This is a genomic window from Bradyrhizobium sp. WSM1743 (assembly GCF_000473065.1).
Taxonomy (GTDB): domain Bacteria; phylum Pseudomonadota; class Alphaproteobacteria; order Rhizobiales; family Xanthobacteraceae; genus Bradyrhizobium.
Genome location: NZ_KI421493.1, coordinates 73,229 through 88,052, shown reverse-complemented (window position 1 = coordinate 88,052; position 14,824 = coordinate 73,229). Strand labels below are relative to the sequence as shown.

Here is a 14,824-nt window from a genome sequence, read left to right as displayed (position 1 = left end):
ATCACCACGCAACCCTGTGCATCGCAGCCTACGGCTTCCTGATCGCCGAGCAGGCGACGATTCCCCCCTCAGGACCTCGTTCCGCCCCGTCGGTCCAGGTCCCTCCCTTACCCGACGATTACCGACCCAGAGGTTCCGCCCGCGCGGCCTGAACGCCATGTCCCGAACTCGATCGCAACCATGCACGCCCGCTTGCTTCGGGCGCTCATCAAGACCTTGCCGCGATGTCCGTGCTGTGGCGCCCGCGAAGCATCAAATGGACGTCGACGCCCATGACGCAGTAAGACTAACCCACCCTACAAAATCGAGTTGGTGGAGATTTCATGCAACGCATCACCTTCCTCAAAGCCTTGATGCTTGCATCCGCGCTGCTCGCCGTCACGCCCGCCGCGGCAGAGATCCGCATCATCCAGTCTCCGGGCGGACAGGTCGGGCCGTTCCTCGATCTGTTCGAGAAAGTGCGCGAGAGCGGCGAGCGCGTGGTGATCGATGGTCCCTGCCTGTCCGCCTGCACGCTGGTGCTGAGCATCGTCCCAGGCGAGCGCATCTGCGTCACCAAGCGCGCCGTGCTCGGCTTCCACGCCGCGCGTTCGGTGGACCGGCGCGGGCACTTCTCTGCCGAGCCGGAGGCATCGGTCGCGGTGCTTGCCGCCTATCCCGGGCCAGTACGCGACTGGATCAGCCGCCGTGGCGGTCTGAGCTCACGGCTGCTGCTGTTGAAGGGGCGCGATCTCGCCGCAATCTATCCGCGGTGTCGGTGACGAAGCTGGCGGCGGCCACGCATGCGACGTGAATGAGCTCCGTGAACCGCGTCACATTGAAGGCGATTTGTTTGGCTGGAACGAGGCCGTACGCCATGTTCCCTGCGCTCGCATGCAGCGTTCGCGCCGGGTGATCTGCGCCATCAGGCGCTGGCTGCCTTCAGAAGAGAGTCTGTATCACCGGTCCCAGCTTTGCGCTGGCGCAGATGAGCATTCCCCAAAGAGCAAAATTGATCTGTAGCGCCGCCGCCATCGGTCGCTCCCCTTGCAAGTGACGTCCATCCCAGTTTGTAACTTTTATGAATCACCAATAGCGATTCTGGCGTGCAGATCACAGCCCAATATTGCGCCAATTGTTGTGCGATGCAGTCGGTTTCATGAAGCGGCCTCACTGCGCCCGCAACGTGATGCGAAAGTGCGACTCATATTCAGCCATGCCGGCAAGTTTGTTTTGCCTTGAGTTCCATTGAACCGAGGTGATGCGCGTATCTCACGCGGATTCTGCGCGTCGCCTACGCAGCGAAGGCCCGGCATGATTCGATACGGCTTCATCTTGCTCACTTTTTGCACAGCGCTGATCGGATGCGCAGCCGCTCCAGCGCAGGAACGTCGCTCCATCGCGTGGGATGGTCTTGGCAAGGATCCGAACCGTCCTCATGTCGCGAAACGGCGCGTCACGGACCACGCGCCCGCGGCAAGCGATCCCAATCAGGAACGGGAAAGGGTGCTCGGCACTTTGCGCCCATATTCCGAAGCGTGGTGGGCGGTCCAGGACGAGATACAGGCGGAGAACGACAGGCAGCTCGGCAGCAAGCTCGTGATTTGTCCTCGCTGCGTGGAGTCGCCGCCGCGCGAGGACGTCACCGGCTCAATCCGGTGAGAGGACGAACGGCCGATCGGCGCGTGACGTAACCTGTCCATGCGTGTCCCCTCTCCCGCAGCATTGGAGAGAGGGGGTCGCAACTCAGCGGATCGCGCGCGCTCGCGCCCTTCACATTCCCTCGGCCGGGCAGTTCACCATCCAGGGAATGCCGAACTTGTCGACGCACATGCCAAAGCCCTTGGCCCAGAACGTCTTGCTGAAGGGCATGGTGACGCTGCCACCCTCGGCGAGCGCGTTGAACTTGCGCTCGCCATCCGCGGGATCCGTGACCGTGAGCGAGATCGAGAAACCCTGCGGCTTGTGAAAGTGCTCGGCCGGCGCGTCGGAGGCCATCAGAACGCTGCCGTCGGGCAGCGACATCCGCGCATGCATGATCGTCTTCTCACGGCCGGGCGCGGCCGGCACCTCCGGCGGTGCGTCCGAGGCTCGCATCATTGCATCGATCTTGCCGCCCAGAACCTTGGCGTAATGGTTGAATGCCGCTTCGCAAGTGTCCTGGTAGAACAGATAGGGATTGAGCATCGTTTCTCTCCTCTTCGTTTGCCGTGAGGCTTATTGCCTCTCGGTGAGCTTCTTCAGGCCGGCGAGACCTGCCTCGAAATCCTTGCCGATCATGCTGTCCATGTTGATGAACACCTGCATCAGCTTGGACAGGAACGGGGCCGGACCGTACATAGCCCATGTGACGAGTGTGGCATCGCCTTGCGGCACAAAGGTGAACTCGGCGGTGTTGTGGCCTTCGAACGGCCGCTCGAAATCCAGCTTGATGCGGAGCTTGGAGGGCCCGTTTGCCTCCAGGATCTCCATGTGGCCGGCACCGACATTGTTATTGCCGTCCCAGGCATAGGTCGCACCCTTTCCCGCCGCGGTTCCGCCGAACGTCCGCTTCATGGCGGGATCGCGCCCCTCATAGGGCGACCAGGCGGTCCAGCGATGGAAATCAGCAACCAGCGGATAGATCGCATCGGCCGGCGCCTTCACGGCGAGCGAGCGCTCGACACGGAACGTGTCGGGTTTCGTCAGGGCAAAGACGAGGACCGTGGCAATGCCGACGGCGAGAACGATGGCGATGACGGCAATGGCTTTCAGCATGATTGGCTCCCCGGGATACGGGATTAAGACGAAGGGGAACAGCGCGGGCCGACAATTCGAAGGCGAAATTGTTTCGGCGTCATTCCGGGGCACCCGAAGGGTGAACCCGGAATCTCGAGATTCCGGGTTCGGTCCTACGGACCGCTCCGGAATGACGGAGTGGTTGGATGCGCAGGTCAAGCACGGGCATTGAGTTGCGCTTTACTTCGCGTCGGCCCCCTGCCTCGCGCCCGCGTGCTTCGGCTGGCTGTCGCGGATCAGGCGATCGAGATGCATGCGGATGTGAGCAGCCTCCGCGGACGTGTTGGCGAGCGCAATGGCGCGGTCGAAGGCGACGCGGGCTTCGTCGTTGCGGCCGAGCTGCATCAGGAAGGCGCCGCGCACGCCGTAGAAATGGAAGTAGTTGGCGAGCTTCGGCGCTAGGGGCTCGATCAGCTCGAGCGCAGCCTGGGGCCCGCGCACCTTGGAGACCGCGACCGCGCGGTTGAGCGTCACCACCGGCGAGGGCTGCACCACTTCGAGCGCGCCGTAGAGCAGGTCGATCTGCGCCCAGTCGGTTTCCCCGGGCGTCGACGCGCGGGCATGCAACGCCGCGATCGCGGCCTGGATCTGATAGGGCCCGCTGCGCCGGTGGCGCATCGCCTTGTCGATCAGGGCGAGGCCTTCCGCGATCATGGTGCCGTTCCACAGCGAGCGGTCCTGGTCGTCCAGAAGAATGAGCGAACCGTCTTGCGCGAAGCGCGCGGCGCTGCGGGCATGCTGCAACAGGATCAGCGCCGTGAGTCCCATGATCTCCGGCTCGCTCGGAAACAGCCGCAAGAGCAGGCGCGCCAGCCGGATCGCCTCCTCGCACAGCGGCTTGCGGATCTCTGCGGTATCGCCGCTTGCCGAATAGCCCTCGTTGAAGATGAGGTAGATCATCGCGGCGACGCCGGCGAGCCGCTCGGAGCGCTCGACCGCGCCGGGCGTCTCGAATGGCGTCCCGGCCTCGGCGACCTTCGCCTTGGCGCGCGTGATGCGCTGCTCCATCGCCGCTTCCGAGACCAGGAACGCGCGTGCGATCTGCTTCACCGTGAGGCCGGAGACGATACGCAACGCCAGCGCGATCTGCTGCGTCGCCGGCAGCCCTGGATGGCAGCAGATGAACATCAGCCGCAAAATGTCGTCGCGATAGTGCGAGCCGTCGAGCCGCTCGGCGAGCGCACCCTCGGCATCGTCGAGATCGGAGATCGCCTGGTCGTCCTCGGGCAGCGGCTGTTGCTTGCGGGCACGCCGCACCTCGTCGATCGCGACGTTGCGACCGACCATGATCAGCCAGGCCGCGGGATCGCGCGGCGGCCCGTTCTGCGGCCAGGACTTGAGCGCCCGCAGGCAGGCGTTCTGAAAAGCCTCCTCTGCGGTGTCGAGATCGCGGAAATAGCGCAGCAGCGCGCCCACCGCCTGGGGTCGCGCCGAGGTCAGCGCAGTCTCGATCCAGGCGGTATCGGCATCGCTCACGTCAGGTTTCCTCCGGGCCGGAACACGCCGACGGGACGCACCTCGTAGGCGCCACCGGGATTGGCGGCTCCAAGCTCGCGAGCGACGTCGAGCGCATCGTCGAGGTTCTTGCAATCGACGATGTAGAAGCCGAGCAGCTGCTCCTTGGTCTCGGCATAGGGGCCGTCGAGCACCAGCGGCGGATCCTCCTTGCGCAGCGTCGCCGCCGCGGTCGTCGGCAACAGCCGCGCCACCGGCCCGAGCCGGCCCTGTTTGGTGAGCTTCTCCTGTACCACGGCGAGCTTCTTCATCACGGCCTCGTCCTGATCCTTGCTCCAGGAGCCGACGAAGTCCTCATCGTGATAGCAAAGAATGGCGTAAAGCATGGGCGGCACTTTCCTCGTCTGTTCTGAAGACGCGCCAATATGCCCCGCCCCGACAGGGCTGCGGAAAAAATTTGCAAGAAAAATCCGGCAGATCGTGCCAAGGAGGGTCCTTCTCAAGCGGAACCGACGAGGCGCGAATGACCCTGGGCACACTGGCCGTCCTGATCAACAGCACGCAGCAGAACTGGCTGCCGGAGCGCTGGAAGGCCCGGTTCGACGCGGTCTGCGGCGGCCGCCGCGTGGTGCTGCTGCCGGATGCCGGGCTTGATCCGGCGGAGGTGCACTATGCCGCGGTGTGGAAGCCGGTGCCGGGCGATCTCGGCTCCTTCCCCAATCTGCGCGCGATCTTCAATCTCGGCGCCGGCGTCGACGCGCTGATGGCGGACAAGAGCCTGCCCGATGTGCCGCTGGTGCGCGTCGCCGTGCCCGACCTCACCAATCGCATGACCGAATATGTCATCCTGCACGTGCTGATGCACCACCGCCAGGAGCTGTACCTGCGGGACTCCCAGCGCGCCAAGCGGTGGGAGCCCCAATATCAATGGCCGGCGAGCGCCGTCACCGTCGGTGTTATGGGGTTGGGAACGCTGGGTGCGGATGCCGCAGACGTGCTGCGGCGGCTCGGCTTCCGCGTCACCGGCTGGAGCCGCAGCGCGCGCACGATCGAGGGCGTCGAATGCTTCCATGGCACTGCAGGCATGGACGCGTTCCTGCGCAGGACCGACATTCTGGTATCATTGTTGCCTCTGACGCCTGACACAAACGGCATCCTCAACCGCGACGTCTTCGCAAAGCTCAACCGCAACAGCCCGCTCGGCGCGCCCGTGCTGATCAATGCCGGCCGCGGCGGCTTGCAGAACGAAGCAGATATCCTTGCCTGCCTCGACGACGGCACGCTGGGCGCCGCCTCGCTCGACGTCTTCGTGCAGGAGCCGCAGCCCAAGGACAGCCGGTTCTGGACCCATCCGAAGGTGCTGCTGACCCCGCACAACGCTGCCGACACCGACGCCGAGGCAATCTCGGCCTACGTCGCCGAGCAGATCGCGCGGTTCGAGGCGGGTGGTGCGCTGGAGAATGTGGTGGACCGGGTCAGGGGGTATTGAGGCCGGCTGAGAGGGGCAGGACCACGCCTCATACTCGCTGTCGTCCCCGCGTGCGCGGGGGACGACAGCTGTGGCGTTGGCGGATAGGCCGTCCCCACAACCACCCCGCGCCCCATCCCGTTCACCCTCTCTTAGCGAGAAGTTGATAAGCGTTCTTAACCAACGCTCAAACAATGAGTCGGACATGCGCGCGAGCCTCGGCCTCAGGATGCGGATCACGGTTGCGCTGGCGGTGACGGCAGCGGCGACGGCGCTGATTGCGGTGCTGGGCGCGATGTGGATCATGGCGGGGATCATCGACCGCGCCGACCAGCGCGAGCTCCGCAGCCACTACGATGCCCTGCAATCGCGCATCGCCGAGGAATCGCATCGCGCCGCCGCGATGAGCGCCGTGGTGGCGGCGATGCCGGCGACGCAGGAGGCGATGGCGAAGCAGGACCGCGAGGCGCTGGTGCGCCTGTTCGGGCCGGTATTTGCCGCCATCAAGTCCGACTACGGCGTCGACCAGTTCCAGTTTCACGTGCCGCCGGCGACCTCGTTCCTGCGCGTGCACCAGTCGGCGAAATTCGGCGACGACCTCTCCGGCTTCCGCAGGACCGTCGTCGTCGCCAACCAGGACCGCAAGGTCGTGGTCGGGCTCGAGGGCGGCGTGGCGGGGCTCGGCATCCGCGGCGTGGTGCCGATCGCGCAAGGGGCCAAGCATCTCGGCACCGTCGAATTCGGCCTGACCTTCGGCCAGCCCTTCTTCGACGACTTCAGGACCAACCGCCACGTCGACGTCGCCTTCCATCTCGCCGACGGCTCGGGCTTCAAGCTGTTCGGCGGCACGCTGAAGGGCAGGAGCTTCTTCGACGCGGCCGATTACGGCCGCGCCTCCGGCGGTGAGTTCACGGTGCGACAGGCCAGGCTCGACAATACACCGGTTGCCGCGCTGCTCGGGCCGATCAGGGATTTCTCCGGCAAGCCGCTCGGCGCCGTCGAGCTCGTGATGGACAATGCCGACTACGAGGCCTCGGCCGACCATGCCTGGTGGCTTTCGATCGGCATCGCCGCGCTGGGCCTCATGCTCGCCGCGATCGTCGGCTATCTCATCGCCCGCAGCATCGCGCGGCCGATCCTCTCAATCACCTCCGTGATGCGCGAGCTCGCGGACGGACGTCTCGACGTTGACGTCCCGATCGGCAAGGCGAATGACGAAGTCGGCGCCATGGTCAAGGCGGTCGCGGTGTTCCGCGACAATGCGGTGAATTTTGCGAAGCTCCAGGCCGAGCAGCTCGAGGCCAAGACGCAGTCCGAAGCGGAGAAGCGTCGCGGCTTCGCTGCACTTGCCGACAATTTCGAGGCCAACATCCGCGACGTCGTCAGCACGGTATCCGCAGCGGCGGTCGAAATGGAGCACACTTCGCGCTCGATGTCGGCCATCGTCGCGCAGTCGCGTGAGCAGACCCGCACGGTGTCGTCGGCCTCGGCACTCGCTTCGGCGAACGTGCAGACGGTGGCGGCGGCCGCGGAAGAACTATCCTCATCGATGACCGAGATCAGCCGGCGGCTGGCGCATGCGACGGCGGTGGTCGGCAAGGCCGCCAGCGACGGCCGGCAGTCGAACGCGCGCGTGCAGAGCCTGGCCGATGCCGCGCAAAAGATCGGCGACGTCGTCTCCTTCATCAACGGCATTGCCGGCCAGACCAACCTGCTGGCGCTCAATGCGACGATCGAAGCGGCGCGCGCGGGCGAAGCCGGCCGCGGCTTTGCCGTGGTCGCGTCCGAAGTGAAGGCACTGGCGACGCAGACCGCGAAAGCGACAGAAGAGATCGGCGCACAGGTCACGGCCGTGCAAGGCGAGACGGCCGGCGCGGTCGACGGCATCCAGTCGATCTGCACGACGATTCAGCAGGTCGACGAAATCTCCTCGGCGATTGCCGCCGCCGTCGGGCAGCAGGGCACGGCGACGCAGGAAATCGCGCAGAACGTCCAGCAGGCTGCGGCCCGCACCGGCGAGGTCTCGCAGAACATCGCGGGCGTCACCGATGGCATCGCAGCCACGGGCACGGCGGCCGAGGAAGTGCTGGGCTCGGCGATCGAGCTGTCGAAGCAGTCGCAGCGGCTGCGCGACGAGGTCGATCGTTTTCTCGCGCAGATCCGCGCGGCGTAGTTGGACCCAATATCGCGCCCGCATCCTCGGTCTTGTCACCGCGAACGCAGGGACCCATAACCAGAGGGACAGAAGTTTGGCGCGAAGCTCTCATCTCCAAGTCTTCGTCAAACTCCTTCCTGAGGTTATGGGTCCCGGATCTGCGCGCGCTTTGGGCGCGCTTGTCCGGGACGACGGCTAGGGCTTGACTCCCAGCATCACATCGATCGCGCCCTTTACGATCGCCTCCAGCTCCTTGCGCGGCACGCGGGCGCGCGAGCGGATGGCAATGGTGTGGATGGTGGCTGAGGCGATCTGCGCCAGCGCAATCGGATCGGTGCTCTCCGGCAACTCGCTCTTCTCCTTGGCGCGACGGAAGCAACTGGCAAAAGCCTTGTCGAGTCCGGTGAGGCCGTCCAGCACCATGGCGCGGATCTCGGGATCGCCAACGGCTTCGGACGCCGCGGTCACGACTGTGAAGCAACCGCGCGGTCCGGTGTCGCCGGACAGATAGATGTCCAGCGCCGACGCGTAGATGCGCTCCAGCCGCTGCCGCAGCGGCATCTCCTGGCGAAAGATCTCGACCATGGAAGCGCCGGCCTCCTCGCGATAGCGCTGGTAGGTCTTGATGTAGAGCTCGCGCTTGTCTCCGAAGGCGCCGTAGAGGCTCGGACGATTCATGCCGGTCGCTTCGCTGAGATCGTCGAGCGAGGTGGCCGCAAAACCTTGCTTGCGAAACAGGTCGAGCGCCTTGCCAAGCGCGATATCGGGCTGGTAGGCGCGGGGACGTCCGCGGCGCTTAGGTTCGCCGCGGCGCTCGGGCTGATTGGCAGCAGCTGGCGGCTTTGATTTTTGTACCATTTCGCAAAATAATCCTTGACCACACCCATATTATGCAAGATGGTACAAAAATCAATCTGGCCAGGTTGAGCGACACCCAAAGAGGAATTGCCCAAGGAGGCTACAGATGGATCTCTATTTCTCGCCGCTTGCGTGCTCGATGGCGACACGCGTCGCGCTGTATGAAGCCGGCGCCGAGGCGAACTACCTCGAAGTCGATCCGCCGACCAAGAAGGTCTTGAACGACGGGTCCGACTTCCGCATCGTGAACCCGATCGGTCTCGTGCCGACGCTGCGCACCGACGATGGCGTGGTGCTGACCGAGAACGCCGCGATCCTGCAATATGTCGCCGACCGTTTTCCGCAATCCGGCCTCGGCGCGAGCGCCGGCATCGAACGCACGCGGCTGCATCAATGGCTCTGCTTCATCGGCACCGAGCTGCACAAGGGTCTCTTCATCCCCGTGCTCGACCGCAAGGCGCCGCAGGAAGCCAAGGCCTATGCCCTGGAGAAGAACCTGTCGCGGCTCGACTATCTCGACAATTACCTCGAGGGACGCGAGTTCCTGCTCGACCATTTCAGCGTGGCCGATGCCTATCTCGTCACGGTCATCAACTGGACCATGGCGACGCCGCCGATCGAGCTTGCGAAATGGCCGAACGTGAAGGCGTATTACGAGCGCCTGCGTCAGCGGCCGTCAATCGCGAAAGCGATCGCGGAGGAGTTCGAGCTGTACAAGGCCGAGCTCGCGCGGAAGAAGGCGGCGGCCTGAAGCGCGATGAAATGAGGCTCGATCGCTGCAACGACGGAGGTGCGCTCCCTCTCCCGCTTGCGGGAGAGGGCGCTTCTCCAATGGGACAATCACCAAGAGGAGAAAGCCCTCACCCGGCGCTTCGCGCCGACCTCTCCCGCTTGCGGGAGAGGTGAAAGAACCGCAGCAATCGATTCAACCAAAGCCGTTCCGTCGTGCAGCTCACTATCTCGGCGCCTGCAGCACGATCCCATAGCGGCGGTAGATCCGGTCGATCGTGCCGTCGCTTCGCAGCCGCTCCACTGCTCCGTCGATGGCTTCGCGCAACGCATCGTCCGGGCGGATCATGCCGACGGCGACGTTCCAATTGAGATCGACTACGCTCTCATCACGATCCACGATTCGGAGCGCCTTGTCCGGATGCGTCAGATTAAAATAGCTCGCCGCGGTGGGCGTGACAGCGGCGGCATCGATCTCATGGTTCGACACGGCCTCCAAGCTGTCGCTCTCGAAGCCGAATGTCGACGTCGGCACGCGCCGTTGACCGATAATCATGGCTGCGATCGATCCAACCTGCACGCCCACCCTGGTCGCCTCGTTGAGGCTCCCGAATGAGGTGAGCGTGCTGGATGGCGGCACCGCGAGCGCGACACCCGTGCGATAGTAGGGTTTTGAGATTTTCAGGCGGGTTTCGCCTTGCGCTTCGCGATCGGCGATGACGTCCAGAAGAATGTCGCATCCGGCGCTGCGCATCTGGTACTGTGTGATGATCCAGTCGAGCCTGAGCGCGACACCGAGCTCGCGCGCCAGCACCCGACCGAACTCAACCTGAAAGCCGGGCGGATCGCCGGCCTTGTGCGCAAAGGGAAGCGAATTGGGATGCGCGCACAGCCCGATCACGCCGCTCGAGCGGATCGCGTCCAGGGTTCGCGCCTGGGCCGGTCCCGACAGAACGATGGCGGCGGCGACGATGACCAGGACAAATGCCTTCATTCCGCGCTCTCTGCGATTCAGCCGTCGCGCGGTTTCAAGGCGCGGATGTATTTGATAACCTGATCGATCTGGGCGTCGGTGAAGGCACCCTCGAATGCCGGCATCGCCCCCTGCTTGCCGTGCTTGATGCGGCTGCGAATGAAGTCGTCGTCGCGCGGCGAATTCATCAGTTGCGGCCCCTTGCCGGGCGCCCGGCCACCGTCGGAGTGACAAAAGCCGCACGTCCCGGCGAACACCTGCTCGACCTCGAACGTCGCATTCTCCGGCGCGGGCGTCGCGGATTGTGCCTGGGCCATCGCAGTCCATAGCAAAGAGGCGCCCAGCCCAGCCGGAATCGTCTTGAAAGGCAGTCTCAACAGGTACGCTCCATTCCTGAACCGCGCATGGCTGCTACAATCTATGAGGAGCGGGCTTGCGCCCGCTCCTCGATCGAACATTTGCGGCAGACTATTTCAGGCTGAAGACGACCAAGGCGCCGTCGTCGCGCGGCATGCTCTTGTAGACGCCGCCGAAGTTCGGCGCATATTCGTCCGCCAGCATGCCGCCGAAGCCCGCTGTCACGGCGATATATTGCTTGCCGCCGACGGAGTAGCTGACGATGCCGCCCTGGTGGCCGGTGCCGTTATTGTGTTTCCACAGCTCGGCCCCGGTTTCGGCATCATAGGCATGCAGCACGCCACGGGAATCAGGCACGAAGACGAGATTGCCCGCGGTCGACAGCACGCTGCCAAGCGGAGGCTCGGGATAGCGGACCTCCCATTTCTTCGCTCCCGTTATGGGATCGCGCGCGTCGAGGTGTCCGTAGATCTCCCCGCCCGGAGGAGGCGCCATCTTGAAATCGGCACCGATGTTGAGCTGGACCTGCGGCGTGGTGACCGGCGTCGTCTTCTGAACATCCAGCGTCATGCACCATTCCTGCCCGATCTTGTAGTAGAGGCCGGTCTTCGGATTGTACGAGCCGGAGTTCCAGCTGACGCCGCCGCCAATGAACGGACACAGCGGCGGTTCGGTGACCTTCCCTGCAGAGAAATCGCGACGGCCAATCAGCGCTCCGGTCTTGGGGTCGATATCCTTGACGAAGTTGATGTTCTCGACCAGCCGCCAGACGTTCTTCACGCCGAGATTGCGATCGTAGACGAAGACGAAGCCGCCCTTGTTCGGATGAACCACGTATTTCTGGCCGTCACGCTCGAGCATCACGAACTCGCCGACGGCGCTGTCGAAGTCCCAGGCATCGTGCGGCAGCTCCTGATGATAGAATTTCAGCTTGCCGGTATCGATATCGAGCCCGATCACCGAGCTCGTGTAGAGATTGTCGCCGGGACGCGCACCTTGCGTCTTGTAGTCGGCGCCCGACCAGTCATAGAGCGGCGCCGGGTTTGCGGTGCCCCACAGGATGGTATTGGTCTCGGAATCGTAGGTGCCCGGCATCCAGCCGCCACCGCCGCCGGTGCGCCAGGACTCGTTGCCCCAGGTCTTCATGGCCTCGTCGGTGCCGGCGACCGTCAGGAATTCCCACTTCTTCTTTCCGGTGCTGGCATCGACAGCGAAGATCGGGCCGCGCCCCGGCCATTCGCCGCCTTGCGCGCCGATGATCACGCTCCCCTTCGCGTAAAGCGGCGCGCCAGTGAAGCCGACCGTGAGCTTCTGCGAGTCGATCAGCCTGGTTTCCCAGAGAACCTTGCCCGTCTTCGCATCCAGCCCGAAAAGACGACCATCCATCGTGCCGACGAAGACCTTGCCTTCGCCGAGAGCTACGCCGCGGTTGTAGGGAGAGTGGGTCTGCCGGCTGATCAGCGCCTCATCCAGCTCCGGAAAGAACGACCAGAGGACCTCGCCCGTCGCGCCATTCAGCGCAAAGACCCGGCTGTAAGAACCGGTGTAATACAGCACGCCGTCGGCAACGAGCGGCATCGACTGCAGCCCGCGCGTCGATCGTCCGGGAATGTGCATCCAGGCCACGCCGAGATTGCCGACGTTGCTCGCATTGATCTGCGCAAGCGGGCTGTAGTGATGGGATTTGTACGAACCGTGATAGGTGAGCCAATCGTTCTGGCCGGCGGCCTCGATCCGGGACGTATCCACGGTTTGAGCCAATGCCGCCGATGCCGCAAATGCCGCAACGGCGAGAACAGGCAAGCCCGAGTTGAGCCACTGCTTCCTCATATGCATTTCCTCCCGCTTGATGTTTATTGATTGCGTCCCGTGAACGCCGCTTCGAGGAATGTTTGCAGTTCAGTACGCGTCGATTGTCCTCCATCGGACATGAGCTGCCAACAGATGCCCCCTCTCTCGGCGCATGTCGCCAAGGGAGCCACGTTCACCGGCGTGATTGCTGTCGCATTTCTGCGCGCACAGCGTACGACGGATCAAAGGGCATGCAAAGATGGAATGCGCGCGGGCGGCGAATTGGCGCGTCGAGCGAATTGAAACGACAGTGGCACTGACCGTTTGGCCTCCGTCGGCACGGAGCGGCTTATCCGTAAAGCATTTTCGGCAGTATCGTGACGATGCCCGGCCAGAGCGTCAGCAGCAGCACGAAGCCGATCATGATCATGAGATAGGGCAAGGTGACGCGCGCGATGTAGCCGAGACCATCCTCGGTCAGGCCCTGGATCACGAACAGGTTGAATCCGACCGGCGGCGTGATCTGCGCCATTTCGACGGCGAGCACGAGGAAGACGCCGAACCAGACTTCGTCGAAGCCGGCGCCCTTCACGATCGGCAGCACGATCGGCAGCGTCATCACGATCATCGAGAAGCCGTCGAGGAAGCAGCCGAGCACGAGATAGAAGACGATCAGCGCCACGATCAGCATAAACGGCGACAGACCGAGGCCCTTGACGAAGGCGGCCACCGCCTGCGGGATGCCGAGGAAGGCCGCGGCATTGCCGAGGATCGAGGCGCCGAGCACGATCAGCGCGATCATCGAGCAGGTGACGACCGAGCCGATCAGCACGTCGCGCAGCACCTGCTGCGACATCGAGCCCTGCGCCCAGGCCACCAGAGCCGCGCCGAGCACGCCGACAGCGGCGGCCTCCGACGGCGTCGCGAGCCCGCCATACATCGAGCCCAGCACGCAGGCGATCAAAAACAGCGCCGGCGCGAGATCCTTCAGCGCGGCGAAGCGCTCGCTCCACGGCACCTGCGAAAGCTTGGCCTCAGTTTCCGGCACCATCGCGGAATTGAGACTCGTATGCAGCATCACCCAAGCCATGAAGGTGGCGGCGAGCAGAAACCCCGGCAGCACACCGGCCGTAAACAGCTTCAGGATGGAGACATCGCCGAGCACGCCGTAGATGATCATGATGTTGGACGGCGGAATCAGGAAGCCGAGCGTGCCGGCGCCGGCAAGCGAGCCGATCGCGATGTCGCGGGAATAGCCGCGGCGCAGCAGCTCGTTGAGCGACATGCGGCCGATCACCTGCGTGGTCGCGGCCGACGAGCCGGAGATCGCAGCGAAGATAGTGCAGCCGATCACGTTCACATGCAGCAGGCGGCCGGGCAACAGACCGGCCCACGGCGCCAATCCCTGAAACAGCGAGCGCGACAGGCGGGTGCGGAACAGCAATTCGCCCATCAGGATGAACAGCGGCAGGGCCAGCAGCTCCTGCGTGGTCAGGATATTCCAGGCATATTGCGGCAGCAGCTTGTCGAGCGGGATGGAGCGGAACATCGCGAGCAGCAGCGTCGCGGTGAGCGCAAGCGTGAGGCCGATCCACACGCCGCAGGCCAGCAGCGCAAACAAGATCGCGAACAGGGCAACGACTTCGATGGTCATGCGGTCTTGATTCCGGGAGCGGGTAAGGCGGTCATTCGACAGGCGAGGCCTTCATGCGATGATCCTCCAGCGGCAGACCGAGCGCGGCCTGGATCGCGCGAGCCAGGAACTGAAGCGTGAGCAGCAGCATGCCGAAGGTGACGACGGCTTGTGGAAACCACAGCGGCGTGTCGCTCGAGGTCGAGACTTGGCCGCGCACGAACGCGCTCCAGGCGAATTTCGCCATGGCCGAGGTCAGGAACGCCATGAAGGCGAAGGCGGCCGCCGCCGAGAGGATCTCGAGCGCGCGCTGCACCGGCACCGGTGCGTTCTTCAGCAGCAGCACGACACGGATGTGGCCGCCGACGCGCAGGGTCATGGCGGCGCCGAAGGTGAAGGACGCCGCCATCAGGTAAGACGAGTATTCCCAGGCGATCGAGATGGTCGGCGGGAAGAACGGCAGGAAGTTCGAGAGGAAGCGGGTTGCGACCTCGCACAGCATCAGCAGCGTCAGCATCAAGAGACACCCGCCGCCGATCCAGCCGTCGAGCCGACCGAGGCGATCAATGCAGTCGAGGACGATGCGCAGCGGCGCGGGCGCCGCTGCATTGAGGCTCTGCGGTGCTTCGGGCGTAACGCTCACCACGC

General features: G+C 64.4%; 15 protein-coding genes and 1 pseudogene. 6 read left to right on the top strand and 10 right to left on the bottom strand.

Annotated features, from left to right (window positions below; translation table 11 throughout):
* The 3 genes and pseudogenes from YU9_RS48685 to YU9_RS0139370 all read left to right on the top strand — a co-directional run.
* Nucleotides 1-152, top strand: a pseudogene (locus tag YU9_RS48685) (IS701 family transposase); the annotation flags it as partial.
* 171 nt (nt 153-323) lie between these two features.
* On the top strand, nt 324-761 hold the full coding sequence (locus tag YU9_RS0139375) for a hypothetical protein (protein ID WP_027577589.1): 438 nt from the start codon (nt 324-326) through the stop codon (nt 759-761).
* Between the two features lie 532 nt (nt 762-1,293).
* Nucleotides 1,294-1,641, top strand: a complete 348-nt coding sequence (locus YU9_RS0139370) for a hypothetical protein (RefSeq protein WP_027577588.1) — start codon at nt 1,294-1,296, stop codon at nt 1,639-1,641.
* Between the two features lie 111 nt (nt 1,642-1,752).
* Here the strand turns inward: YU9_RS0139370 and YU9_RS0139365 are convergent, their stop codons facing one another.
* From YU9_RS0139365 to YU9_RS0139350, 4 genes are all read right to left on the bottom strand, one after another.
* Entirely contained in the window at nt 1,753-2,166 is a 414-nt protein-coding gene (locus YU9_RS0139365; protein WP_027577587.1) for a VOC family protein, read from the bottom strand.
* 30 nt (nt 2,167-2,196) lie between these two features.
* Nucleotides 2,197-2,736 carry an SRPBCC family protein gene (locus YU9_RS0139360; RefSeq protein WP_027577586.1) on the bottom strand — a complete coding sequence of 180 codons (540 nt, stop codon included), beginning with the start codon at nt 2,734-2,736 and terminating at the stop codon, nt 2,197-2,199.
* Nucleotides 2,737-2,937: 201 nt separating this feature from the next.
* A complete protein-coding gene (locus YU9_RS0139355) occupies nt 2,938-4,233 on the bottom strand; it encodes an RNA polymerase sigma factor (RefSeq protein ID WP_027577585.1) in 1,296 nt (431 codons plus the stop codon).
* On the bottom strand, nt 4,230-4,598 hold the full coding sequence (locus tag YU9_RS0139350; RefSeq protein ID WP_024337611.1) for a YciI family protein: 369 nt from the start codon (nt 4,596-4,598) through the stop codon (nt 4,230-4,232). Before YU9_RS0139350 ends, YU9_RS0139355 begins: the two co-directional genes overlap by 4 nt.
* Nucleotides 4,599-4,735: 137 nt before the next feature.
* On the opposite strand from YU9_RS0139350, the gene YU9_RS0139345 reads away from it, so the two are divergent.
* Both YU9_RS0139345 and YU9_RS0139340 read left to right on the top strand, forming a co-directional pair.
* Nucleotides 4,736-5,701 (top strand): glyoxylate/hydroxypyruvate reductase A, encoded by a 966-nt coding sequence (locus YU9_RS0139345; RefSeq protein ID WP_027577584.1) that lies wholly within the window; start codon nt 4,736-4,738, stop codon nt 5,699-5,701.
* Between the two features lie 184 nt (nt 5,702-5,885).
* Nucleotides 5,886-7,853 carry a methyl-accepting chemotaxis protein gene (locus YU9_RS0139340; RefSeq protein ID WP_027577583.1) on the top strand — a complete coding sequence of 656 codons (1,968 nt, stop codon included), beginning with the start codon at nt 5,886-5,888 and terminating at the stop codon, nt 7,851-7,853.
* A gap of 177 nt (nt 7,854-8,030) precedes the next feature.
* On the opposite strand, the gene YU9_RS0139335 is transcribed toward YU9_RS0139340, so the two are convergent.
* Nucleotides 8,031-8,693 carry a TetR/AcrR family transcriptional regulator gene (locus YU9_RS0139335; RefSeq protein WP_027577582.1) on the bottom strand — a complete coding sequence of 221 codons (663 nt, stop codon included), beginning with the start codon at nt 8,691-8,693 and terminating at the stop codon, nt 8,031-8,033.
* 106 nt (nt 8,694-8,799) lie between these two features.
* Here YU9_RS0139335 and YU9_RS0139330 point away from each other — a divergent pair, with 106 nt between their 5' ends.
* A complete protein-coding gene (locus YU9_RS0139330; protein ID WP_027577581.1) occupies nt 8,800-9,444 on the top strand; it encodes a glutathione binding-like protein in 645 nt (214 codons plus the stop codon).
* 204 nt (nt 9,445-9,648) lie between these two features.
* Here YU9_RS0139330 and YU9_RS0139325 read toward each other — a convergent pair whose 3' ends face one another.
* From YU9_RS0139325 to YU9_RS0139305, 5 genes are all read right to left on the bottom strand, one after another.
* On the bottom strand, nt 9,649-10,416 hold the full coding sequence (locus YU9_RS0139325; RefSeq protein WP_027577580.1) for an ABC transporter substrate-binding protein: 768 nt from the start codon (nt 10,414-10,416) through the stop codon (nt 9,649-9,651).
* 17 nt (nt 10,417-10,433) lie between these two features.
* Nucleotides 10,434-10,772 (bottom strand): cytochrome c, encoded by a 339-nt coding sequence (locus YU9_RS47030; RefSeq protein WP_245266742.1) that lies wholly within the window; start codon nt 10,770-10,772, stop codon nt 10,434-10,436.
* A 91-nt stretch (nt 10,773-10,863) separates the two neighbouring features.
* Nucleotides 10,864-12,582 (bottom strand): PQQ-binding-like beta-propeller repeat protein, encoded by a 1,719-nt coding sequence (locus YU9_RS0139315; RefSeq protein ID WP_027577578.1) that lies wholly within the window; start codon nt 12,580-12,582, stop codon nt 10,864-10,866.
* Between the two features lie 310 nt (nt 12,583-12,892).
* Nucleotides 12,893-14,197 (bottom strand): TRAP transporter large permease, encoded by a 1,305-nt coding sequence (locus YU9_RS0139310; protein ID WP_027577577.1) that lies wholly within the window; start codon nt 14,195-14,197, stop codon nt 12,893-12,895.
* Between the two features lie 31 nt (nt 14,198-14,228).
* The gene (locus YU9_RS0139305) at nt 14,229-14,822 is read right to left on the bottom strand and encodes a TRAP transporter small permease subunit (protein WP_027577576.1); all 594 of its coding nucleotides are present in this window, start codon (nt 14,820-14,822) and stop codon (nt 14,229-14,231) included.
* Nucleotides 14,823-14,824 lie beyond the last annotated feature (2 nt).

Excerpts from the sequence above, each read along its gene's own strand:
- YU9_RS0139375 (WP_027577589.1), top strand. The coding sequence starts at position 324 with ATGCAACGCATCACCTTCCTCAAAGCCTTGATGCTTGCATCCGCGCTG.
- YU9_RS0139370 (WP_027577588.1), top strand. The coding sequence starts at position 1,294 with ATGATTCGATACGGCTTCATCTTGCTCACTTTTTGCACAGCGCTGATC.
- YU9_RS0139365 (WP_027577587.1), bottom strand. The coding sequence starts at position 2,166 with ATGCTCAATCCCTATCTGTTCTACCAGGACACTTGCGAAGCGGCATTC.
- YU9_RS0139360 (WP_027577586.1), bottom strand. The coding sequence starts at position 2,736 with ATGCTGAAAGCCATTGCCGTCATCGCCATCGTTCTCGCCGTCGGCATT.
- YU9_RS0139350 (WP_024337611.1), bottom strand. The coding sequence starts at position 4,598 with ATGCTTTACGCCATTCTTTGCTATCACGATGAGGACTTCGTCGGCTCC.
- YU9_RS0139345 (WP_027577584.1), top strand. The coding sequence starts at position 4,736 with ATGACCCTGGGCACACTGGCCGTCCTGATCAACAGCACGCAGCAGAAC.
- YU9_RS0139340 (WP_027577583.1), top strand. The coding sequence starts at position 5,886 with ATGCGCGCGAGCCTCGGCCTCAGGATGCGGATCACGGTTGCGCTGGCG.
- YU9_RS0139335 (WP_027577582.1), bottom strand. The coding sequence starts at position 8,693 with ATGGTACAAAAATCAAAGCCGCCAGCTGCTGCCAATCAGCCCGAGCGC.
- YU9_RS0139330 (WP_027577581.1), top strand. The coding sequence starts at position 8,800 with ATGGATCTCTATTTCTCGCCGCTTGCGTGCTCGATGGCGACACGCGTC.
- YU9_RS0139325 (WP_027577580.1), bottom strand. The coding sequence starts at position 10,416 with ATGAAGGCATTTGTCCTGGTCATCGTCGCCGCCGCCATCGTTCTGTCG.
- YU9_RS0139315 (WP_027577578.1), bottom strand. The coding sequence starts at position 12,582 with ATGAGGAAGCAGTGGCTCAACTCGGGCTTGCCTGTTCTCGCCGTTGCG.
- YU9_RS0139310 (WP_027577577.1), bottom strand. The coding sequence starts at position 14,197 with ATGACCATCGAAGTCGTTGCCCTGTTCGCGATCTTGTTTGCGCTGCTG.